This window comes from Streptomyces sp. Tek67B01 (assembly GCF_055231995.1).
Map to the genome: position 1 here is coordinate 853,814 of NZ_JBUYUY010000001.1, position 18,071 is coordinate 871,884.

The window sequence follows — 18,071 nt, forward strand, 5'->3', positions numbered from 1 at the left end:
AACAAGCGGTGGAGATTTCAACCAAGGACGTGTTCGGGGCACCCTGCTGGGTGAGTCTGATGGCCCGCGACATGGAGGCCTCACAACGCTTCTACGCGGAGGTGGTGGGCTGGAGCTTCCGGCGGACGCGCCTCGGCGAGGGCTTCTCCGTCGCCCGGGTCGACGGCGCGCCGGTGGCGGGCATCGGCGCCCTCGCCGGAGATCTGGAGGTGGCCGTCGCCTGGACGCCGTACTTCGCCGTGGACGACGCGGACGTGGCGGTGAGCCGGATCCGGGAGCGCAGCGGCACGGTCGCCGTCGGGCCGGTCTCCTTCCCCATCGGCGGTCGCGGCGCGTTGGCGGCCGATGTGGACGGCGCGGTGTTCGGCATCTGGGAGGGCCCGGTGGCCTCCGACTGGCGGGTGGGACGCGGCCCCGCCCCGGCCTGGCTGGAGCTGCGGACCCGCAACGCGTTCGACGCGGCCCTGTTCTACGGGGCGGTGCTGGAGTGGGCCACCGGCCGTCCGGGCTGCTGCGAGGTCTCCTACGAGGAGGACCAAGTCGTGCTGCGGCAGAACGGGGAGCCCGTGGCCCGGCTGAACAGCGGGCCCGTGGAGGCGGCCTCGTACAGCCCGCACAGCCGGCCCCGCTGGCACGTCCACTTCCGGGTGCCTCGCCTGGAGCCGGCCATCGAGGCGGCCGTCTCGCTCGGCGGGCGCACCGTCTCGGACATCACCTCCAACGCCAGGGAGCGTTGGGTGGCGCTGCGCGACCCCGACGGGGCCCTGTTCACCCTCACCACGTCCCTGTCGACGCCGCTGTCGCCGTGATCTCCGATGTGCCCGGTCCGGCGTCCCTTGCCACACTGGGCCCAGGAGGTGTGCGATGGACCCGGTGGCGGCGCTGAACCGCATCGCCTTCCTGCTGGAGCGCGGCCAGGCCCCCACGTACCGGGTCCAGGCCTTCCGCACGGCGGCGGGTGTCGTCGAACGGCTCGGCGCGGACGAGGTGGCCGGCCGGGTCGCGGCGGGTTCGCTGGAGGCCGTGAAGGGGCTGGGGCCCAAGACCGCCCAGGTGGTACGGGAGGCGCTCGCCGGGGAGATCCCGGGCTACCTGCGCAAGCTGGAGGACGAGGTCGCGGCGCACCCCGAGGGACCGCCCGCCTCCGAGGCCGCCCGCGCGCTGCGGGCGGCGCTGCGCGGGGACTGCCACCTGCACTCCGAGTGGTCCGACGGCGGCAGTCCCATCGAGGCCATGGGCCGCACGGCCGCCGAGCTGGGTCACGAGTGGGCCGTGCTGACCGACCACTCGCCGAGCCTGAAGGTGGCCCGGGGGCTCTCGCCCGAGCGGCTGCGCGAGCAGTTGGACACGGTGGCGGAGCTGAACGCGGCCTGGGCGCCGTTTCGACTGCTCACGGGAATCGAGTGCGACATCCTGGCCGACGGGTCGCTCGACCAGGAGCCGGAGCTGTTGGACCGGCTCGACGTGGTGGTGGGCTCCGTCCACTCCAAGCTGCGCATGGACGCCCCGGCCATGACCCGGCGGATGCTCGCGGCGGTGCGCAATCCGCTGATGGACGTCCTGGGGCACTGCACCGGACGCCTGCTCACCGGCCGGACCCGGCCGGAGTCGGAGTTCGACGCCGCCGCCGTGTTCGCCGCGTGCGCGGAGTCCGGTACGGCCGTGGAGATCAACAGTAGGCCGGAGCGGCTGGACCCGCCCCGCCGCCTGCTCCGGCGGGCCGTCGAGGCCGGCACCCTCTTCGCCATCGACACGGACGCGCACGCGCCGGGGCAGTTGGACTGGCAGCTGACGGGCTGCGAACGGGCGGTGGAGTGCGGGGTGACGGCCGACCGGGTGGTCAACACGTGGCCCGCGGACGACCTGCTCGCCTGGACCCGCACCCGCCGGCCGCCCGTACGGCGGTCCGCATCCCGCTCTTAGCGCCGGGACCGGCACCGCCTCGTATACACGGGCGGGCGCCGGGGTTCACGTTCCCCGGTGGCGGGGCAGACGTACCCGACACAGCAACCGACCTCTTGCGAAGGGACCTACACCGTGTCTCGATCGAGGATTCTCGTAGTGGGCGCCGGCTTCGCCGGGGTGGAGTGCGTACGGCGGCTGGAGCGTCGGCTGTCCCCCACCGAGGCCGAGATCTCACTGGTCACGCCCTACTCGTACCAGCTCTACCTGCCGTTGTTGCCACAGGTGGCGGCCGGGGTGCTGACCCCGCAGTCCGTCGCCGTATCGCTGCGCCGCAGCAGCAAACACCGGACCCGGATCATCCCGGGCGGGGCGATCGGCGTGGACCCCAAGGCCAAGGTCTGCGTGATCCGCAAGATCACCGGTGAGATCGTGGACCAGCCGTACGACCTGTTGGTCCTCGCCCCGGGCAGCGTCACGCGTTCGTTCGACATCCCCGGGCTGGGCGAGCACGCCCGTGGCATGAAGACCCTCGCGGAGGCCGCGTACCTGCGCGACCACGTGATCGCCCAGCTCGACCTCGCCGACGCCGGCCAGGACGAGGCGGAGCGCACGGCGCGGCTGCAGTTCGTCGTGGTCGGCGGCGGTTACGCGGGGACGGAGACGGCCGCCTGCCTCCAGCGTCTGACCTGCAACGCGGTGGGCCGCTACCCACGGCTGGACCCCCGCCGGATCAAGTGGCACCTGGTGGACCTGGCACCCAAGCTGATGCCCGAACTGGGTGACAAGCTCGGCAAGGTGGCCCTGGACATCCTGCGCGCCCGCGGCATCGAGGTCTCGCTGGGCGTGTCGGTGGCCGAGGTGGACGCGGAGAAGGTGACGCTCACCGACGGCCGGGTGCTGCCGAGCCGGACCCTGATCTGGACGGCGGGGGTGGCCGCGAGCCCACTGGTGGCAACCCTGGGCACCGAGACCCTGAAGGGCCGACTGGTGGTGCGCCCGGACCTGACGGTGCCCGGCGTCGACGGGGTGTTCGCCCTCGGGGACGCGGCCGCCGTACCGGACCTCGCGACGGGCGGCGACGCCATGTGCCCGCCGACGGCGCAGCACGCCATGAGGCAGGGGCGGGCCGTCGCCGAGAGCGTGATCTCGACGCTGCGGGGCGAGACGCCGCGCCCGTACGTGCACAAGGACCTGGGCCTGGTGGTGGACCTCGGCGGACGCGACGCCGTCTCCAAGCCGCTCGGCATCGAACTGCGGGGCCTCCCGGCGCAGGCGGTGGCGCGCGGCTACCACTGGTCGGCGTTGCGGACCAATGTGGCCAAGACCCGGGTGCTGACGAACTGGCTGCTCAACGCCGTGGCCGGGGACGACTTCGTCCGTACCGGCTTTCTCGCCCAGCGGCCGGCCACGCTGCGGGACTTCGAGCACACGGACGCCTACCTGACGCCGGAGCAGGTCCGCGAGCACACGGCGGCGTTGCACGCGCGGAGCTGACCGGTCCCGGACGCAGGGGCAGGACGCCGAGACAGGACGCGAGGCGGGACAACGCCTAGAGCCGGCCCGCGCCGCGGGCCAGCAGGAGGGCGACGTCGGCGGCGGCGACCGCCAGCGTGCCCACGAACGGGACGCGGCCCGGGCCCCGGCTGGTGGCGAGCAGCAGGGCCGCCGTGAGGGCCAGCAGCACCCACCGCTGCGGGGTCACCGGCCCAGGCGGTCCCACGACCAGCGCGGCGGCCGAGCCGAGCACGAGGAGGGCGGCCAGCACGGCGGAGCGGCGGGCGCCCAGCCGTTGTGGGAGTCCGGTCACGCCGGTGGCCAGGTCGTCCGCGATGTCGGGCAGCACGTTGGCGAAGTGGGCGCCCGCGCCGAGCGACGCGGCGGCAGCGACGAGCCAGAGCGGCGGCCACGGCTGCCCCGGGAGGCCGAGCGTCACGAAGGCCGGCAGCAGGCCGAAGGCGAGGGCGTACGGGAGCCAGGACGCGACGGTGCTCTTGAGCCACAGGTTGTACGCCCAGGCGGCCACGACCGCGCAGAGGTGCGCGCTGCCCGCGAGCAGCCCCGAGGCCAGTGAGAGCGGTACGCACAACGCCAGCGCGGTGAGCGCGGCGGCGCTGACGGTCGCGGGCCCCACGCTTCCGACCGCCAGGGGCTTGTCCGCTCGGCCCGTGGCCCGGTCGCGCCGCAGGTCGGCGCGGTCGTTGCACCAACCCACCGAGAGCTGGCCGAGGGCGACGGCGCCGGCGGAGGCCGCACAGCCGGCGGCTCCCCGGCCGGTGGCGGCGGCCAGCACGGCGGTGAAGAGGGTGACGGCGGCGGTCGGAAGCGGGTGGCAGGCGGCCAACAGCGCCCCGGCGACGCTCCCCCGGCCGACGCGTGCGGGGGCCGGCGTGGGCGGGGCGGTCTCGCGGGTTGCGGGCACGGCCCCACGTTAGGCCTTCGGGCCCCCGGGAGCGGGCCGGACGGGCGGCGGCACGCCCGGTTCGTACGATTCAGCGGAAAATGCCCGTACTTGCCTAGAGTTAGGGCGATGACACGTGTCCTGGCAGTGAGCAGCGTGTTCCCGCCCCACGCGTACCGACAGTCCGAGATCACGGAAGCGCTCGCCGGCTGCCTGCCCCCGGGCTGCGACGCCGGCCCGCTGCGCCGGGTGCACGCCTCGGTGCGGGTCGACAGCCGTCATCTCGCGCTCCCGCTGGAGCGCTACGGCCCCTGGAACGACTTCGGGACCACCAACGCCCTGTTCGTCGAGGCGGCACTCGACCTCGGCGAGCGCGCCATCGGGCTCGCCCTGGCCGAGGGCGCGCTCGCGGCCCGGGACGTGGACCTGGTCATGTCGACGACGGTGACCGGGCTCGCCACTCCCTCGCTGGAGGCGCGGCTCGCCGCCCGCACCGGCCTGCGGCCCGATGTGCGGCGCCTGCCACTGTTCGGGCTGGGCTGCGCGGCGGGCGCGGCCGGCCTCGGTCACCTGCACGACCACCTCACGGGCCGGCCGGGGCAGGCCGCCCTGCTGCTGTCCACGGAACTCTGCTCGCTCACCCTCCAGCCCACCGACACCTCGATGGCGGCCCTGGTGGCCGGTGCGCTCTTCGGGGACGGGGCGGGGGCACTGCTGGCGGTGGGCGCCGACCATCCGCTGTACGAGCACGCCGCCGGGCCCACGGTGGTGGACGCGCGCAGCCGCCTCTACCCGGGGACCGAGGACCTGCTCGGCTGGGACATCGGCCACTGGGGCTTCCGCATGGTGATGGGCCGCGAACTGCCGGGGCTGGTCCGGCTGCACGTCGCGGAGGAGGTCGAGGCCTTCCTCGCCGGGCACGACCTCAAGCCCGCCGACGTGACCGCGTGGATCTGCCATCCGGGTGGTCCGAAGATCCTCGACGTCCTCGGGGAGGCCCTGGGGCTCCCGGACTCGGCCCTCGCCGCGAGCCGGCGTTCCCTCGCGACGGCGGGCAACCTCTCCTCGGCGTCCGTGCTGCACGTCCTCGGCGACGTCCAGAGCGCCGGTCCCCCACCGCCCGGCTCGGTCGGGCTGATGCTCGCCTTCGGCCCGGGCTTCGCCTCCGAACTCGTCCTCCTGCGCTGGTGACGCCCGCATGCCGATGACCTCGTACCTGCTGCTCCTCGCCCTCGTGGCGGGCGAGCGCCTCGCCGAACTCGCCGTGGCCCGTCGCAACACCGCCTGGAGCCTGGCGCGCGGCGCCCGGGAGTACGGCCGCGGCCACTACCCGGCCATGGTCGCCCTGCACACGGCGCTACTGGCCGGATGCGCCGTCGAACCGTGGGCCGCGGGCCGCCCGTTCCTTCCGCTGCTCGGCTGGCCCGCGCTCGTCGTGGCCGTGGCCGCGCAGGGGCTGCGCTGGTGGTGCGTGGCCACCCTCGGCCCGCGCTGGAACACCCGGGTGCTGGTCGTGCCCGGCCTGACGCCGGTCACGGCCGGGCCCTACCGACGGCTTCGGCACCCGAACTACCTGGCGGTGGTGGTCGAAGGGCTCGCGCTTCCGTTGGTCCACTGCGCGTGGCTGACGGCGGCCGGCTTCTGCGTACTGAACGCGCTGCTGCTGCGGGTGCGCGTTCGCTGCGAGGATTCCGCTCTCGCCCACGCCAGTACCGGCGGCAGCCTCGTGGGCACCGCGCCGTGATCGACCTGCTCGTGGCGGGCGGGGGTCCGGCCGGCTTGGCGACGGCCATCCACGGGGCCCTGGCCGGGCTGGAGGTGGTGGTGGCCGAGCCTCGCCCGACGCCGATCGACAAGGCCTGCGGCGAGGGACTGATGCCCGGCGCCGTGCGCCGGCTGGCGGAGTTGGGCGTCCCGGTGGCGGGCCGTGAATTCCATGGCATCCGCTACGTCGACGGGGTCAGCGGACTGCGCGCGGAAGGCCTGTTCCGAGAAGGCCCCGGGCGCGGCGTACGGCGTACGGAGCTCCACGCGGCGCTCGCGGGCCGGGCCGAGCGCCTGGGCGTACGGGTCGTCGCGCGGCGCGTGGAGGAGGTCCGCCAGGACGAACACCGCGTCGGGGCGGCGGGCCTGACCGCCCGCTATCTGGTGGCGGCGGACGGTCTCCACTCCCCGGTGCGGCGCGCCCTGGGCCTGTCGGCACCGCCCGCGCCGGGGCGGCGGCCCCGCTACGGGCTGCGCCGCCATTACGCGGTGGCGCCGTGGAGCGACCTGGTGGAGGTGCACTGGGCCCCGCGGTGCGAGGCGTACGTCACGCCGCTCGGGCCGGACCGGATCGGGGTCGCGGTGCTGACCTGCGAACAGGCTCCGTTCGAGGAGCAACTGGCCCGGTTCCCGCTGCTGGCGGACCGGCTGCCGCCGCCGAAGCCGGGTGACGCGGTGCGCGGGGCGGGGCCGCTGCGCCAGCGTTCCCGCGTCAGGGTGGCGGGGCGGGTGCTGTTCGTCGGCGACGCGGCGGGGTACGTCGACGCGCTGACCGGGGAGGGGCTCTCGCTGGCGCTGGCGGCCGCGGCGGAACTCGTACGGTGCGTGCGGGCGGGGCGGCCGCAGGAGTACGAGCGGGCCTGGCGGGAGGTGTCGCGGAGCTACCGGGCGCTGACCGGGTCCCTGCTGTGGGCGCGTGGGCAGCCCTGGCTGGCCGGGCGGATCGTGCCGCTCGCCGCCCGCATGCCGGGGGTGTTCACCCGGGCGGTGAACCTGCTCGCCTGACGACCCTCGGGGCCCGGGCGACGTCCTGACCACTCACGACGGCCTGGGCGACGACCTGAACGACCCTTGCCCCGGGCTACGTCCTGCCGCCCGGGCCCCCTGAGGTGGGCCGATCCGGGGATCGCCTCAGGCGCCGTCGCCCTCCTCGGCCACCGCCGCCCGGCGGGGGCCGTACATCAGGGCCAGCCCGGCGAGGACGGAACCCGCGCCGGCGCACAAGACGGTCGTGACGCCCGCCCAGGGGTGGGGGCCGCCCAGGGCTCCCGCCAGCGGGTCGAACACGGCGATCCCGCCCGCCAGGTGCAGCGCGACGACCGCGAGCGCGGCGACGGCCGTCGCCCGCCACACCACCGCGGTGTCCCATACCGCCAGGAGCAATCCGAGCCCCAGACACAACACCGAGACCGCGGTGGGCAGATAGCCCACCGGGTCCACTGCCGGCAGGTCGGCGAGGTTCCCGGGCAGGTGCATGACTCCGCACAGCAGCAGTGCGGCGGCCGCCGGCCAGCGCAGGACGTGGTGCAAGACGTCGCCCCGCGGCGCCTTGGGACGTCGCCCGGGCGGTGGGGGCGGGGCCGGCCGGCCGCCCGGCGCCGCGCCCGGGTCCTCGGGGAGGTCACCGCCCGTGCCGTCCCCGCCCTGGTCCTCGCCGTTCTCGCCGTTCTCGCCGTTCTCGCCGTTCTCGCTGTGGACGGCGTGGGGCACGTGGGTGCGGGGGTCCAGAGTGCGGGGGTCGTGGGCGGGCGGCCCACCGGCGGGGGCTTGGCCGGCGGACCCTTCGGGCGGCGCGGCGGCGGGTTCTACGTGCAGGTCGGGGCCCGCGCCGAGGGACCTGGCCAGGAGGGCCACGTCCTCGATGGGCCGGCCGAGGGCCGCCGCCCGGAGCGTGATGCCGGCCTCGACCTCCCCGTCCGGAGGCTCGCCCAGCAGGGCGACCATGTGCCGGACGTCGTCGACGGAACGCGACACGGCGGCCGCGGCCAACGCCTCCTGACCCGACCGGGACAGCAGACCGGTCTCCTTCAGGAGGCCGACCAGGGCGGTGACCTCCTCGACGGGCCGGCAGGCGGCCGCCGTGTCCAAGAGGGTCCGTACCGACTCCGGTGGGTCGTCGGACGGCCCGGCGGCCGCGGGAGGCCCGGGGCCGTCGGATTCCTCGGCCCGCTCCCGAAGGGCGTGGGCGCGGTCCTCGTCGGTTTCGGGGATGCCGTCGCGGTCGTCGTACTGCGCCGCCGCGCGGGTGTTGCGGTCATTCATGGAAAGCTCCGTTCGCCGACGCACGGGGTCTACACGACGCGCGCCGGTCATCGTGCGTCATGGGAATCGCACGCTTGGTTGCATTGAGCGGCATATGCGACCACTGCGCCATTCGGGGCGGGCAAACGGGGGGTGACGCGGGCGTCGGTGATTTCGCGGGCCGCCCGGGGGCAAGCGGTCTTCCATGACTGTTTATCTCGTCACCATCCCCGGCACCTTGTTGACCGATCTCAGCCCCGACGCCCGGAGGCGGCTGGTGGGCGCGCTGCGGCCGGCGGACCCGCGGGGCACCGAGCTGGGGGTCGCGGAGGACCTGGACATCCTGTCGTTCTACTCCGGCTCCTCCGCGTTCAGCCTCCACCTGGAGGTCGAGGCCTCCGACACCGCGTCGGCGACGGACAAGGCCCGGGACCTGGCCTCGTCGGCGCTGCGCGGGGCCGGGCTGGACACCGAGGCCGCCCCGCTGGGCGATCCCGTGATCACGGGGATCGCCGGCGAGTAGCCCACCTGCGGCGACGGGCCCGGGAGCGGCTTCGAGATGCGTGCGTGCCGCGCTGCTGATTCCCTGGTTCCGCCCGCTCTCCACCAATGAGCCAAGGAGCAGATCATGAGCGTTGCAGGCGAATCCGGTGGCCGGTCGCGGCAGTTGCGCGAGAAGGCCCAGGAGATGAGGACGGCGGCGGCGCGGTCCGGCGACCCCCAGGAGCGCAAGCGCCTTGAGGACAAGGCCCGCCGACTCCAGGAGCAGAGCGAGATGGAGAGTCGCATGATCGACGATCCCGGCATGGACCTGCGGTAGCGGACCGGCGCGCCGTGAGGCCCACGGAGGTGCCGTGAAGGCTACGGAGGTACTGGCCGACGCCTACGGACGTGTCCGTGAGGTGGTGCACGAGGTGCTGGACGGGCTCTCGGCCGAGGAACTGAACGCGCGGGTCGACCCGGCGGCGAACTCCGTCGCGTGGCTCGTCTGGCACCTGACCCGGGTGCAGGACGACCACGTGGCGGACGCGGCCGGGCTGGAGCAGGTGTGGCACGCCCAGGGCTGGGCGGAGCGGTTCGGCCTCCCGCTGCCGGCCGACGCCACCGGTTACGGGCACACCGCGCGGGAGGTGGGAAAGGTCCGTGTCGATTCGGGTGAGTTGCTGCTCGGCTACTTCGACGCGGTGCACGAGCAGACCCTGCGGTTCGTACGGGGTCTGGGCGCCGCCGACCTGGGCCGGGTGGTGGACGAGCGGTGGGACCCGCCGGTCACCCTCGGCGTGCGCCTGGTGAGCGTACTGACCGACGACCTGCAACACGCCGGGCAGGCCGCGTTCGCCCGGGGCGTGCTGGACCGCCGATAGCGGCGGCGGACCGTCCGGGTCATGGCCGCCCCTTCCGCCACGCGCGCCCGGGCCCTCGCGCACGGGCGGCGCGTGGCGGAAGGCATTGGCGTTTGCGTTGGCGTCGGACCGATGAGTACGGGTGGTCAGGGGAGTCCTGACTTCCAAAGGGGCCGGTCCACCGCCGGCCGCGCACCCGTCAAGCCATCGGGAAGGTGGAGTCATGACCAGCCTGCGCGAGATCCTGGCATCGCACGTGAGCAGCGGATACCTGCCGGGGGCGGTGGGTTTGGTGGCCCGCGGCGACCGGGTGGAGGTGGCGGCGGTCGGCTCGGCCGGGATCGGCGACTTCGCCCCCATGGCCCGGGACACGATCTTCCGGGTGGCCTCGCTGACCAAGCCGATCGCGGCCGCGGCGGCGCTGCTCCTGATCGAGGAGGGCCGGCTCGCGCTCGACGAACCCGTCGGCGGGTGGCTCCCGGAACTCGCCTCGCCCGTGGTCGTCCGTACGCCGTCGAGTCCGCCGGACGATGTCGTGCCGGCGGAGCGGCCCATCACCGTGGAGCACCTGCTGACGTTCCGGGCCGGGTACGGATTTCCCTCGGACTTCTCGCTGCCCGCGGTACGGCCGCTGTTCACCGAACTGAAGCAGGGTCCCCCGCAGCCCCTCATGGTCGCGGAGCCGGACGCCTGGATGAAGACGCTGGCCCGGATCCCGCTGCTGCACCAGCCGGGCGAGGCCTGGCTCTACAACGCCTGCTCCGACATCTTGGGCGTGCTCGTGGCCCGAGCCTCGGGCCGGCCCCTGCCCGAGTTCCTCGCGGAGCGGATCTTCGAGCCGCTCGGGATGCGGGACACGGGCTTCGCCGTTCCGGCCGCCGACCTGGGCCGCTTCACCGGGTACTACCGGGGCTGCGGCGAGGGCGGCTTGGAGCTGGTCGACGCCCCCGACGGACAGTGGAGCCGGATGCCGGCCTTCCCGTCCGCGGCGGGCGGACTGGTGTCGACGGCGGACGACCTGTACGCCTTCGGCCGGATGCTGCTCGCCGGCGGCACCGTCGACGGACGCCGACTGCTCTCCGCCGGGTCGGTCCGGCAGATGACCACCGACCGGCTGACCGCGGACCAGCGGGCCGGGGGCGCGCTCTTCCTGGAGGGCCAGGGCTGGGGGTTCGGAGGCAGCGTGGACGTGGAGCGCCTGAACCCCTGGAACGAGCCGGGCCGCTACGGATGGATCGGCGGCACCGGGACGGCGTCGCACATCGTCCCGGCCACCGGCTCGGTCACGGTCCTGCTCACCCAGCGTGAACTGGCCGGCCCGACCTCGCCCGCCCTGATGCGCGAGTTCTGGCGGCACGCGGCCGGATCCTGAGCCGGTCACCCGACCAGGTCTCCAGGCCACTCCGCACCCGGTAGGCGGTCAGCGCCTGACGCGCCATCCCAGGGTGGTGCGCAGGTTCGCGGAGATCTTCGGGTCGCGCACCGAGGGGGTGCGGTCCTCGGCCGTGACCGTCAGCTCGTGTGTCCGCGACCCGGAGAGGGAGAGCTCCCCCACCCGTACGTCGGTCCGCCCGGAGAATCGTTTCAGCTCATGGCCGTCGAGATACCAGCGCACCACCAACTGCCGGCCGTCGGGACCGGTGAGGCGGGGCACGGAGACCTTCGCCCGGTCGCGCGGGCGCAGGGTGCGCTCGGTCGGGGTGAGCGGGGTGAGGGTGCGGGCGTGCCGGTGGAAGCCCGCGATCATCGCCTCGACGCCGGGCAGACTGAAGGGCTTGCCGAGCACCCTCATGATCGAGGCGTCGGTCGGCCGGTAGAGGCCGGTGACGAAGTACCCGCCGCCCTCGTACGCGCCCACCGTGCCGCCGTCCGGGGACTGCTCGCCGAGCCAGCGGTACCACTTGGACCGGGCGTCGCGCATGCGGTCGGCGGTGAGGACGGAGGTGTTGGACTCGGCGGTCTCGGGGCCGGTGTACTCCTCGTAGCCGGGGGTGCCGGGGTAGAAGTACTCGTCGGCGAGCTTGCCGAGCGAGTGGCCGGTCTCGTGGACGGCGACCTGGCCGGACTTGGCGTTGCCGGCGGAGGCGGTGGAAATGCCCTCGTAGCCGAGGGTGGGGCTGGGTTCGTTGTAGCCGGCGCCTCCGTACTTGGCGCTGTTGGACAAGACGATGACGAGATCGGCGGCGGGCGCCTTCGCCACGTACGCGTCCACCTTCGGCTGGTCCACGCACAGCAGCCGTTCGACGCCGTCGCACCAGAAGTACGACCCGAGGGCGGTGTCGCGGGTGGTGGCGGCGTCCGGGTCGCCGGAGACGCCGGACTCGCGGGAGACGGCGTCGACCGTCCAGACGTTGAACAGGTTGCGGTACGTCGCGTACGGCTCGACGGCCGTGACCTCGGCCCACTTCCGCCGGGCGTCGTCGTGGAACTTCCCCAGTTCGGCGGCGGTGTAGCCGTCACCGATGACGACGACGTCGAGGCGGTCGGCGGTGGGGCCGTTGTCGACGGTCTTGGTGACCTCCCCGTCCACCTCGCGTTCGGCGGCGGACAGCTTGGGCGGGGCCTTGTCTCGGCCGGCGGCCGGGACGCGGATGTGACCGGAGCCGGCCTCACCGCCCTGTTCGGGCCCCGGCACCTCGACCTCCACCGTGTGGGACGCGGGTGATCCGGGCGGCGGGGCGGCCGCTCCGGCGGGAACGGCGGCCAGCAGTACGGCGCTCGCGCCGAGGACGGCGACGGCCAGGCGGACGGTCGAGCGGACGGGTGACCCCATGAAGCCCCTCCCCGAGGAACATAAACAATAAGATAAGCAGGCTTAACCGGGTGCTTAAGTTAGGGGCGTCCGGATGACGCGCGCAATGGGCATCTCCCGCTGAATACTGGGGAGTTCACGTGACCAGGGGGAATTTCATGGACGAACCGGCCGAAATCGGCCGCCGTGTTCAGCGCCTGCGCGCCGAACGCGCCCTGACGCAGAGGCAACTGGCCGAGCCCGTGTACACACCGGCCTACATCTCCACCCTGGAGTCAGGCCGTGTCCGCCCCTCCGAGGCCGCCCTGCGTTTCCTCGCCGGGCGTCTCGGCACGTCCTACGAGGAACTCGCCACCGGTCGCCCCGCCCACCTGGCCACCGAGCTGCGCCTCGCGCTGACCGACGCGCAGCGGGCCCTCGCGACGGGCACCGCCGACGAGGCCGCCGTCCTCTTCCGGCGGCTGCTCACCGACGCCGAGCAGCTCGGTCTGGACCCCGAGCGAGCGGAGGCCCTGCTGGGGCTGGGGGACTGCGCCCTGGAGTGCGGCGAACTCCCAGACGCGATACGTCACTTCGAGTCGGCCGAGCGGCTCCTGGGACACGAGCCGCTGCCCCGCCGCGCCCGCGCCGTCCGCGGCCGGGCCGTGGCCCACCTGCTCGCCGGGGAACTGCGCTACGCCTGCTACCTCCTGGAGACGGCCATCGACGAGCTGAACTCCGGCGGGCTGGGAGACCCCGAGGCGCTGGTACTGCTCTACGCCGCGGCGATCAGCCCCTACATGGACATGGGGGCCCATGCCCGCGCGGCCCACGCCGCCGAACTCGCCCTGGCGCTGGCTCCGCAGGTCCAGGACCCGGCGCTGGTCGCGGGAATGCACCGGCAGGTCGCGCGGACGTTCCTCGCCGAGGGCCGGACCGCCGACGCCGACGCCTCACTCGCCAAGGCCCAGGCGGTCTACCGGCAACTGAGCTTGCGCACCGATCTGGCGCACTGCCACTGGATGCGCGGCTACGTCCAAGCGCAGCGGGGGGAACTCGCGGAGGCCGAAGCCCAGTTGCGTACGGCACGGGACATGCTCGCCGCCAAGCGGGCGACGCTGTACACCGCCCAGGTGGAGGTGGAGCTGGCCGACGTACTGCGCCGGCTCGGCCGGTACGAGGAGGCCACGGAGCTGCTGTCGGCGCTGCTGGAGCTCGATGAGCGCCACGGCGCCGTGCACGCGGGCGGCGCGCACCGGTTGCTCGGCCTCATCGCGGAGGAACGCGGGGACCCCGAGGGCGCCGAGGGGCACTACGTTCGGGCGTTGGCCCTGCTCGAGCGCAGCGGGGCCGACGGCGATCTCGCGGACCTGTGCCGGCTCCTCGGAGACCTGCTGCGGCGCGCCGGCCACACGGAGGCGGCCCTCGACGTGTACCGCACGGGCCTCGGGCACCGGGCGGTCCCGGGCACCACGACCTTGGGGCCGGCCCCGGCGGCGCCGGCGGGCGCCCCGTCCGCGCCGCGGGACCCCGACTGAGGGGCACCGCCCAACTGCGGTGGGCCAACCCGGTCAGGTCCGCTCCGATCGGGACCCGTGCGGGGTCCGCGGGTCGGCGGCGGCGCGGGCGGTGCAGGAGCGGGCGACCTCGTCGGCGAAGAGACGGGCCGGTGGGGTCAGGGCGCTCCAGCGGCGGACGGCCCAGCCCACCGCGAGGGGCGGAAGGGCGGGGACGGGCAGCAGTCGGAGCGGCCCCTCGGACCCGGGGACCCGCCAGCCCGGCAGGGCCGGTACCAAGGCGTGTCCGAGGCCGAGTTCGGCCAGGAGCAGGGCGGTGTCCCAGTCGGCCACGCTGGTGTCGGAGCGGCTGATGCGGACCCCGCGGGCGGCGAGGGCGGTATCGAGCTGGGCGCGGGAGGCGGAGTTCTCCGGGAGCCGGATGTGGCGGATGCCGCCGAGTTCGGCGGGTTCGATGCGGGGCCGTCCGGCGAGGGGGTCGTCGGCGCCGACGGCGAGGACCCAGGGCAGGTGCATGACGGGGCGCTGTTCGATGCCGCGGACGGGGTCGCCGATGGTGATCCAGGCGAGGTCCAGGTCGTCGGCGGCGAGGGCGGCGAAGCAACTGCTGCTGGAGTTCTCGGTTTGGAACTCCAGGCTCACCTCGGGGTGGCGGCGTCGGAAGGTGACGACGGCCTCGGACATGAAGTGCCGGACGGTCGTCGCGCCGGTGGTGACGCGTACCGATCCGGCGTCCCCGTGGACGAGGTCGTCGAGGCGGCGCAGGGCGCCGTCGAGGCCGGCGATGCCGTCGGCAGCGGCGGCGAGCAGGATTCGGCCGGCTTCGGTGGGGACCACCCCGCGGGCGTGACGTTCCAGCAGCGCGGCGCCGGTCTCCTTCTCCAGGCGCCGGACGTGCTGGCTGACGGCGGGCTGGGTCCGGCCGAGATCGCGCGCGACGGCGCTCAGGCTGCCGGTACGGCACACGGCGACGAAGACGCGGAGGTCGTCGAGGGTCATGAGAGCCAAGCTACAGCTTGGGTCTGTGGACGAAACCCGGGGATTGACTTGGGTTTTCGGCTCGGTGACGATCGAAGCAGGGCCCGGGCGGCAACCCGGAACCGCGCGCGCCGGGGAGTCCGGACTCCAGGCGGGCGCGGTTCCGGGTGTCGACCCACTACGGGCGTGTCCGGGAGTTAAGGCACGGAGTCGGCGGGGGTGGCGTCGGCGGGGAGGGGAGCCGCCCGTCCGGTGGCGGTGAGTTCGGCCGCGCTCGTCCAGGGTCCTCGACCGCCCGCCTCGCCCAAGGCGCGCAGGCGCAGGTAGCGGCCCGTCTTCGCGGGCAGGTTGATCCGTTTCTCCGACGCGGTGTCGGCGAAGGTCCCGGTGGCCACCGGTGCGCCCCAGTCGGTGGTGGTGTCGGACAGGTAGATCTCGTAGGAGCCGATCCGCCCGTTGACCCCGCCGTCCTGCCGGGGCAGGTAGCCCAGGCCGTCGACGGTGTAGCGGGCGCCCAGGTCGATCCACAGGTCGTGCGGCAGTGGGGCGGCGGCGCCGGAGGACCACGCCGTGTGCCACATCGTGGACGGGTCGCCGTCGAAGGCGTTCACGGCGGCACCGTTCTCGGCGGCGCTCTCCTGACTGTCGGCGGAGATCAGGCTCCAGGCCGACTGCGGCAGGGGGCCGGAGCCGGTCGGGACGGCGCCGGCCGCGGGGAGGCGCACCCCGGAGGCCGTGACGCTGAAGGCACCTTGTTTCGTACCGGTCTTGACCCACAGGACGCCCGAGCGGTCGGCCGGGTCGAAGAACCATCCGGTGGTGGCGGCGTCGTACGCGCTCTTGGAGGCGAGCGGGGGGAGGGCTGCGCCGTCGACGGTGAGGGCGGTGGGAGCGGAGGCGACGTGCAGGGTGAACTCGTATCCGCGCGAGGCGGATTGGCTGGCGTAGCTGCCGACGGGCGCGCCCACGGACACGGTGACGGCGCCCGTACCTGCGGTGGGGGCGCTGACGTCCACCTGTTGGCGGGCGAACGCGCCCGACTCGTACGCGCGGGTGCGGCCGTCGTCCTCGTAGAGGTTGAAGGCGGAGTTCCCGCGCGGGTGGATGTCGTAGGTGAGGGTGGAGACGGGCTTCTCGCCGGTGTAGTTCATCTGCGGCCACATCGGCACGATGGCGCCGCCCTTCACGAAGAGCGGCAGCGTGTCGAGGGGCGCCCGGTAGCCGTTGAGCCAGCCGGGGCCCGAGTAGGTCGTGCCGGTCCAGTAGTCGGTCCAGGTGCCGGCGGGGAGGTAGATGCCGTCGCGTACGGAGGTGTCGGAGACGACGGGTGCGACGAGGAAGGAGTCGCCCGCCATGAACTGGCCGCTGGTGAGGTTGCCGCGGGCCACCGGGTCGTCCGGATACTCCAGGACCAACGCGCGGGTGCTGGGCACGCCGGTGTCGTGCGCGACGCGACTCATCGTGTACAGGTACGGCATCAGCCGCATCTTGAGCTGGAGGTACTTGCGGTTGACGGACAGGTAGGGCTCGGCGAACCGCCAGGGCTGCTTGTCCTGGTAACCGGCGGCCGGGTTGGTCGCGCCCCAGCCGGACATGGTCATGAACGCCGGGGTGAAGGACTTCCACTGGAGGTCCCGGACGTAGGTCTCGGGGCTCCCGCCGAAGATCCCGTCGATGTCACCGGAGGCGTAGTTGAGGCCGGACAGCCCGGCGCCCGCGATGGCGGGGACGTGCCAGCGCATGTCGTCCCAGGTGCCGTTGGTGTCGCCGGTCCAGACGACGGCGTTGCGCTGGGTGCCGGCCCAGCCGTCCACGGTCCAGACGTAGCGCCGGGCATCGGAGTTCTTCTCGATGCCGTCGACGGCCTGCCGGACGCCGGTGAAGGCGCTCTTGTACCCGCCGCCGATCCAGGCGACGTCCGTCTTCACGCCCCGGGTGCCGGCGGTGGCGACCTCGGTCGCGATGTCGGTGAGGCCGGTGGAGGTCCACAGGCCGGTCTGGAACCCCTTGGCCTTCAGGGCGTCGACGGTGGACTTCAGGGGCGCGGTGTAGCCGCAGCCGTAGCCGTCGTTGGGCAGGAACCAGCCCGAGGGCATGTCGGCGGCGCGGGCGTCGGCGGCGTAGCCGACCACGTCCGGGGTGCTCTGGTGGCGCGGGCGGTCGTGGTTCCCCTGGTAGGCGGGGTTCGACGCGTTGAAGCAGTCGGCGTTGCCGAGTTCGAAGCCCCACATGGGCGCCATGAAGGGTTTTCCGCTGACGTCGGTGTAGGCGTCGAGGACCGACTTGAGGGAGTCGCCGGTGAAGTACCAGGCGTCGAAGCGCTTCTCGTCGTGGGTGAGGGTGGTGGGCGCGTTGAACCCGTACGAGCCGGGGGCCCAGGTGTTGCGCATGACGCCGTAGCCGTTGGTGGACATGTAGAAGGGGGCCGGGCTGGCGTTGTCGTTCTCGCGCCACTTGTTGTCGACGGCCACGGGGACGGTCTTGCCGCGCAGGGCCCATTCCCCGAGGCGCAGGCCGGTTCCGTAGAACTGCTCGTCGGCGCCCCGGGCGAGGTACTGGGTGGTCCGTGTGGCGGTCCAGGAGGTGGGCCGGCTCTCCTGCCAGACGAGGGTGGCGTTGTCGGCTCGGTAGACGGAGAACCGCAGGGGCGTCTTGTTGACGCGTACGGACAGGGCGCCGGTGTTGATCCGGTAGTAGCCGCCCGCATCCGTGTAGGTGGCGTCGACGGGGCCGAAGTCGGTGGTGGGGGCGAGGTCGGTGCCCGCCGGGTCCTGGGTGAAGGCCCCGTCGGGCGAGAGCCACAGCCGGAAGATGTCGGCGCGGGCGACGACCACGCGCGCCTTGGCGCCGGAGGAGGTGGTCACGGTGAAGGTGTTGCCGGACCGGGTGACGCCGGTGGCGTTGCCCGCCGTGGCGGGGGCCGGGGCCGCGTCGGCCGGTGGGGCCATGGGGCCGGCGGCGGCCAGTCCCGCCACGGCGAGGACTCCGGCGAGCAGGGCGGCGCCCGGTATGCGGCGGCGCGTGCGGGCCCGGTGTCTCCTGGGGGTGGGACTGGGGAAGGAAGGGACGCGCCTCAGGGTCAGTGTCATGGGGCAGCTCCTCGTGCGGTCCGGGTCAGGGACTCACCGCTTTGGCATGCGCCTGGCAAACAACAACGCCAAGATAGCGGCTCCCGGGCTCGCCATGAAGAAAGA

At 73.8% G+C, this 18,071-nt stretch carries 16 protein-coding genes; 11 read left to right on the forward strand and 5 right to left on the reverse strand.

The features are described from left to right. Nucleotides 1-59 precede the first annotated feature (59 nt). The 3 genes from ACV7NM_RS04145 (at nucleotide 60) to ACV7NM_RS04155 (ending at nucleotide 3,399) form a co-directional block, all read left to right on the forward strand. Nucleotides 60-809, forward strand: a complete 750-nt coding sequence (locus ACV7NM_RS04145) for a VOC family protein (protein WP_463413821.1) — start codon at nucleotides 60-62, stop codon at nucleotides 807-809. A 55-nt stretch (nucleotides 810-864) separates the two neighbouring features. After that, nucleotides 865-1,923 carry a PHP domain-containing protein gene (locus ACV7NM_RS04150; protein WP_463408957.1) on the forward strand — a complete coding sequence of 353 codons (1,059 nt, stop codon included), beginning with the start codon at nucleotides 865-867 and terminating at the stop codon, nucleotides 1,921-1,923. Between the two features lie 114 nt (nucleotides 1,924-2,037). Then, nucleotides 2,038-3,399, forward strand: a complete 1,362-nt coding sequence (locus ACV7NM_RS04155) for an NAD(P)/FAD-dependent oxidoreductase (RefSeq protein ID WP_463408958.1) — start codon at nucleotides 2,038-2,040, stop codon at nucleotides 3,397-3,399. A 55-nt stretch (nucleotides 3,400-3,454) separates the two neighbouring features. On the opposite strand, the gene ACV7NM_RS04160 is transcribed toward ACV7NM_RS04155, so the two are convergent. Then, on the reverse strand, nucleotides 3,455-4,324 hold the full coding sequence (locus ACV7NM_RS04160; RefSeq protein ID WP_463408959.1) for a UbiA family prenyltransferase: 870 nt from the start codon (nucleotides 4,322-4,324) through the stop codon (nucleotides 3,455-3,457). Between the two features lie 108 nt (nucleotides 4,325-4,432). Here ACV7NM_RS04160 and ACV7NM_RS04165 point away from each other — a divergent pair, with 108 nt between their 5' ends. Genes ACV7NM_RS04165 through ACV7NM_RS04175 form a run of 3 tightly spaced genes read left to right on the forward strand, consistent with a single transcriptional unit; the run spans nucleotide 4,433 to nucleotide 7,072 of the window. After that, nucleotides 4,433-5,494, forward strand: a complete 1,062-nt coding sequence (locus ACV7NM_RS04165) for a type III polyketide synthase (protein ID WP_463408960.1) — start codon at nucleotides 4,433-4,435, stop codon at nucleotides 5,492-5,494. A 13-nt stretch (nucleotides 5,495-5,507) separates the two neighbouring features. After that, nucleotides 5,508-6,047, forward strand: a complete 540-nt coding sequence (locus tag ACV7NM_RS04170; protein ID WP_463413822.1) for an isoprenylcysteine carboxyl methyltransferase family protein — start codon at nucleotides 5,508-5,510, stop codon at nucleotides 6,045-6,047. Next, entirely contained in the window at nucleotides 6,044-7,072 is a 1,029-nt protein-coding gene (locus ACV7NM_RS04175) for an NAD(P)/FAD-dependent oxidoreductase (RefSeq protein ID WP_463408961.1), read from the forward strand. Before ACV7NM_RS04170 ends, ACV7NM_RS04175 begins: the two co-directional genes overlap by 4 nt. A gap of 126 nt (nucleotides 7,073-7,198) precedes the next feature. Here ACV7NM_RS04175 and ACV7NM_RS04180 read toward each other — a convergent pair whose 3' ends face one another. Beyond that, on the reverse strand, nucleotides 7,199-8,329 hold the full coding sequence (locus ACV7NM_RS04180) for a hypothetical protein (protein ID WP_463408962.1): 1,131 nt from the start codon (nucleotides 8,327-8,329) through the stop codon (nucleotides 7,199-7,201). Nucleotides 8,330-8,513: 184 nt separating this feature from the next. Between ACV7NM_RS04180 and ACV7NM_RS04185 the strand changes: the two genes are divergently transcribed. From ACV7NM_RS04185 to ACV7NM_RS04200, 4 genes are all read left to right on the forward strand, one after another. Further along, the gene (locus ACV7NM_RS04185; protein WP_463408963.1) at nucleotides 8,514-8,831 is read left to right on the forward strand and encodes a hypothetical protein; all 318 of its coding nucleotides are present in this window, start codon (nucleotides 8,514-8,516) and stop codon (nucleotides 8,829-8,831) included. Nucleotides 8,832-8,936: 105 nt separating this feature from the next. Beyond that, a complete protein-coding gene (locus ACV7NM_RS04190; RefSeq protein ID WP_463408964.1) occupies nucleotides 8,937-9,128 on the forward strand; it encodes a DUF6381 family protein in 192 nt (63 codons plus the stop codon). Nucleotides 9,129-9,162: 34 nt separating this feature from the next. Beyond that, nucleotides 9,163-9,672 (forward strand): mycothiol transferase, encoded by a 510-nt coding sequence (locus tag ACV7NM_RS04195; RefSeq protein ID WP_463408965.1) that lies wholly within the window; start codon nucleotides 9,163-9,165, stop codon nucleotides 9,670-9,672. A 202-nt stretch (nucleotides 9,673-9,874) separates the two neighbouring features. Beyond that, a complete protein-coding gene (locus tag ACV7NM_RS04200; protein WP_463408966.1) occupies nucleotides 9,875-11,023 on the forward strand; it encodes a serine hydrolase domain-containing protein in 1,149 nt (382 codons plus the stop codon). A 48-nt stretch (nucleotides 11,024-11,071) separates the two neighbouring features. On the opposite strand, the gene ACV7NM_RS04205 is transcribed toward ACV7NM_RS04200, so the two are convergent. Continuing rightward, nucleotides 11,072-12,424, reverse strand: a complete 1,353-nt coding sequence (locus ACV7NM_RS04205; RefSeq protein ID WP_463408967.1) for a M64 family metallopeptidase — start codon at nucleotides 12,422-12,424, stop codon at nucleotides 11,072-11,074. A 137-nt stretch (nucleotides 12,425-12,561) separates the two neighbouring features. Between ACV7NM_RS04205 and ACV7NM_RS04210 the strand changes: the two genes are divergently transcribed. Beyond that, nucleotides 12,562-13,920 carry a helix-turn-helix domain-containing protein gene (locus ACV7NM_RS04210; protein WP_463413823.1) on the forward strand — a complete coding sequence of 453 codons (1,359 nt, stop codon included), beginning with the start codon at nucleotides 12,562-12,564 and terminating at the stop codon, nucleotides 13,918-13,920. A gap of 33 nt (nucleotides 13,921-13,953) precedes the next feature. On the opposite strand, the gene ACV7NM_RS04215 is transcribed toward ACV7NM_RS04210, so the two are convergent. After that, nucleotides 13,954-14,898 (reverse strand): LysR family transcriptional regulator, encoded by a 945-nt coding sequence (locus ACV7NM_RS04215; RefSeq protein ID WP_463408968.1) that lies wholly within the window; start codon nucleotides 14,896-14,898, stop codon nucleotides 13,954-13,956. A gap of 176 nt (nucleotides 14,899-15,074) precedes the next feature. Beyond that, a complete protein-coding gene (locus tag ACV7NM_RS04220; RefSeq protein ID WP_463408969.1) occupies nucleotides 15,075-17,966 on the reverse strand; it encodes a TIM-barrel domain-containing protein in 2,892 nt (963 codons plus the stop codon). Nucleotides 17,967-18,071: the final 105 nt, after the last annotated feature.

Excerpts from the sequence above, each read along its gene's own strand:
- ACV7NM_RS04145 (WP_463413821.1), top strand. The coding sequence starts at position 60 with ATGGCCCGCGACATGGAGGCCTCACAACGCTTCTACGCGGAGGTGGTG.
- ACV7NM_RS04150 (WP_463408957.1), top strand. The coding sequence starts at position 865 with ATGGACCCGGTGGCGGCGCTGAACCGCATCGCCTTCCTGCTGGAGCGC.
- ACV7NM_RS04165 (WP_463408960.1), top strand. The coding sequence starts at position 4,433 with ATGACACGTGTCCTGGCAGTGAGCAGCGTGTTCCCGCCCCACGCGTAC.
- ACV7NM_RS04170 (WP_463413822.1), top strand. The coding sequence starts at position 5,508 with ATGACCTCGTACCTGCTGCTCCTCGCCCTCGTGGCGGGCGAGCGCCTC.
- ACV7NM_RS04180 (WP_463408962.1), bottom strand. The coding sequence starts at position 8,329 with ATGAATGACCGCAACACCCGCGCGGCGGCGCAGTACGACGACCGCGAC.
- ACV7NM_RS04185 (WP_463408963.1), top strand. The coding sequence starts at position 8,514 with ATGACTGTTTATCTCGTCACCATCCCCGGCACCTTGTTGACCGATCTC.
- ACV7NM_RS04190 (WP_463408964.1), top strand. The coding sequence starts at position 8,937 with ATGAGCGTTGCAGGCGAATCCGGTGGCCGGTCGCGGCAGTTGCGCGAG.
- ACV7NM_RS04200 (WP_463408966.1), top strand. The coding sequence starts at position 9,875 with ATGACCAGCCTGCGCGAGATCCTGGCATCGCACGTGAGCAGCGGATAC.
- ACV7NM_RS04205 (WP_463408967.1), bottom strand. The coding sequence starts at position 12,424 with ATGGGGTCACCCGTCCGCTCGACCGTCCGCCTGGCCGTCGCCGTCCTC.
- ACV7NM_RS04210 (WP_463413823.1), top strand. The coding sequence starts at position 12,562 with ATGGACGAACCGGCCGAAATCGGCCGCCGTGTTCAGCGCCTGCGCGCC.
- ACV7NM_RS04215 (WP_463408968.1), bottom strand. The coding sequence starts at position 14,898 with ATGACCCTCGACGACCTCCGCGTCTTCGTCGCCGTGTGCCGTACCGGC.
- ACV7NM_RS04220 (WP_463408969.1), bottom strand. The coding sequence starts at position 17,966 with ATGACACTGACCCTGAGGCGCGTCCCTTCCTTCCCCAGTCCCACCCCC.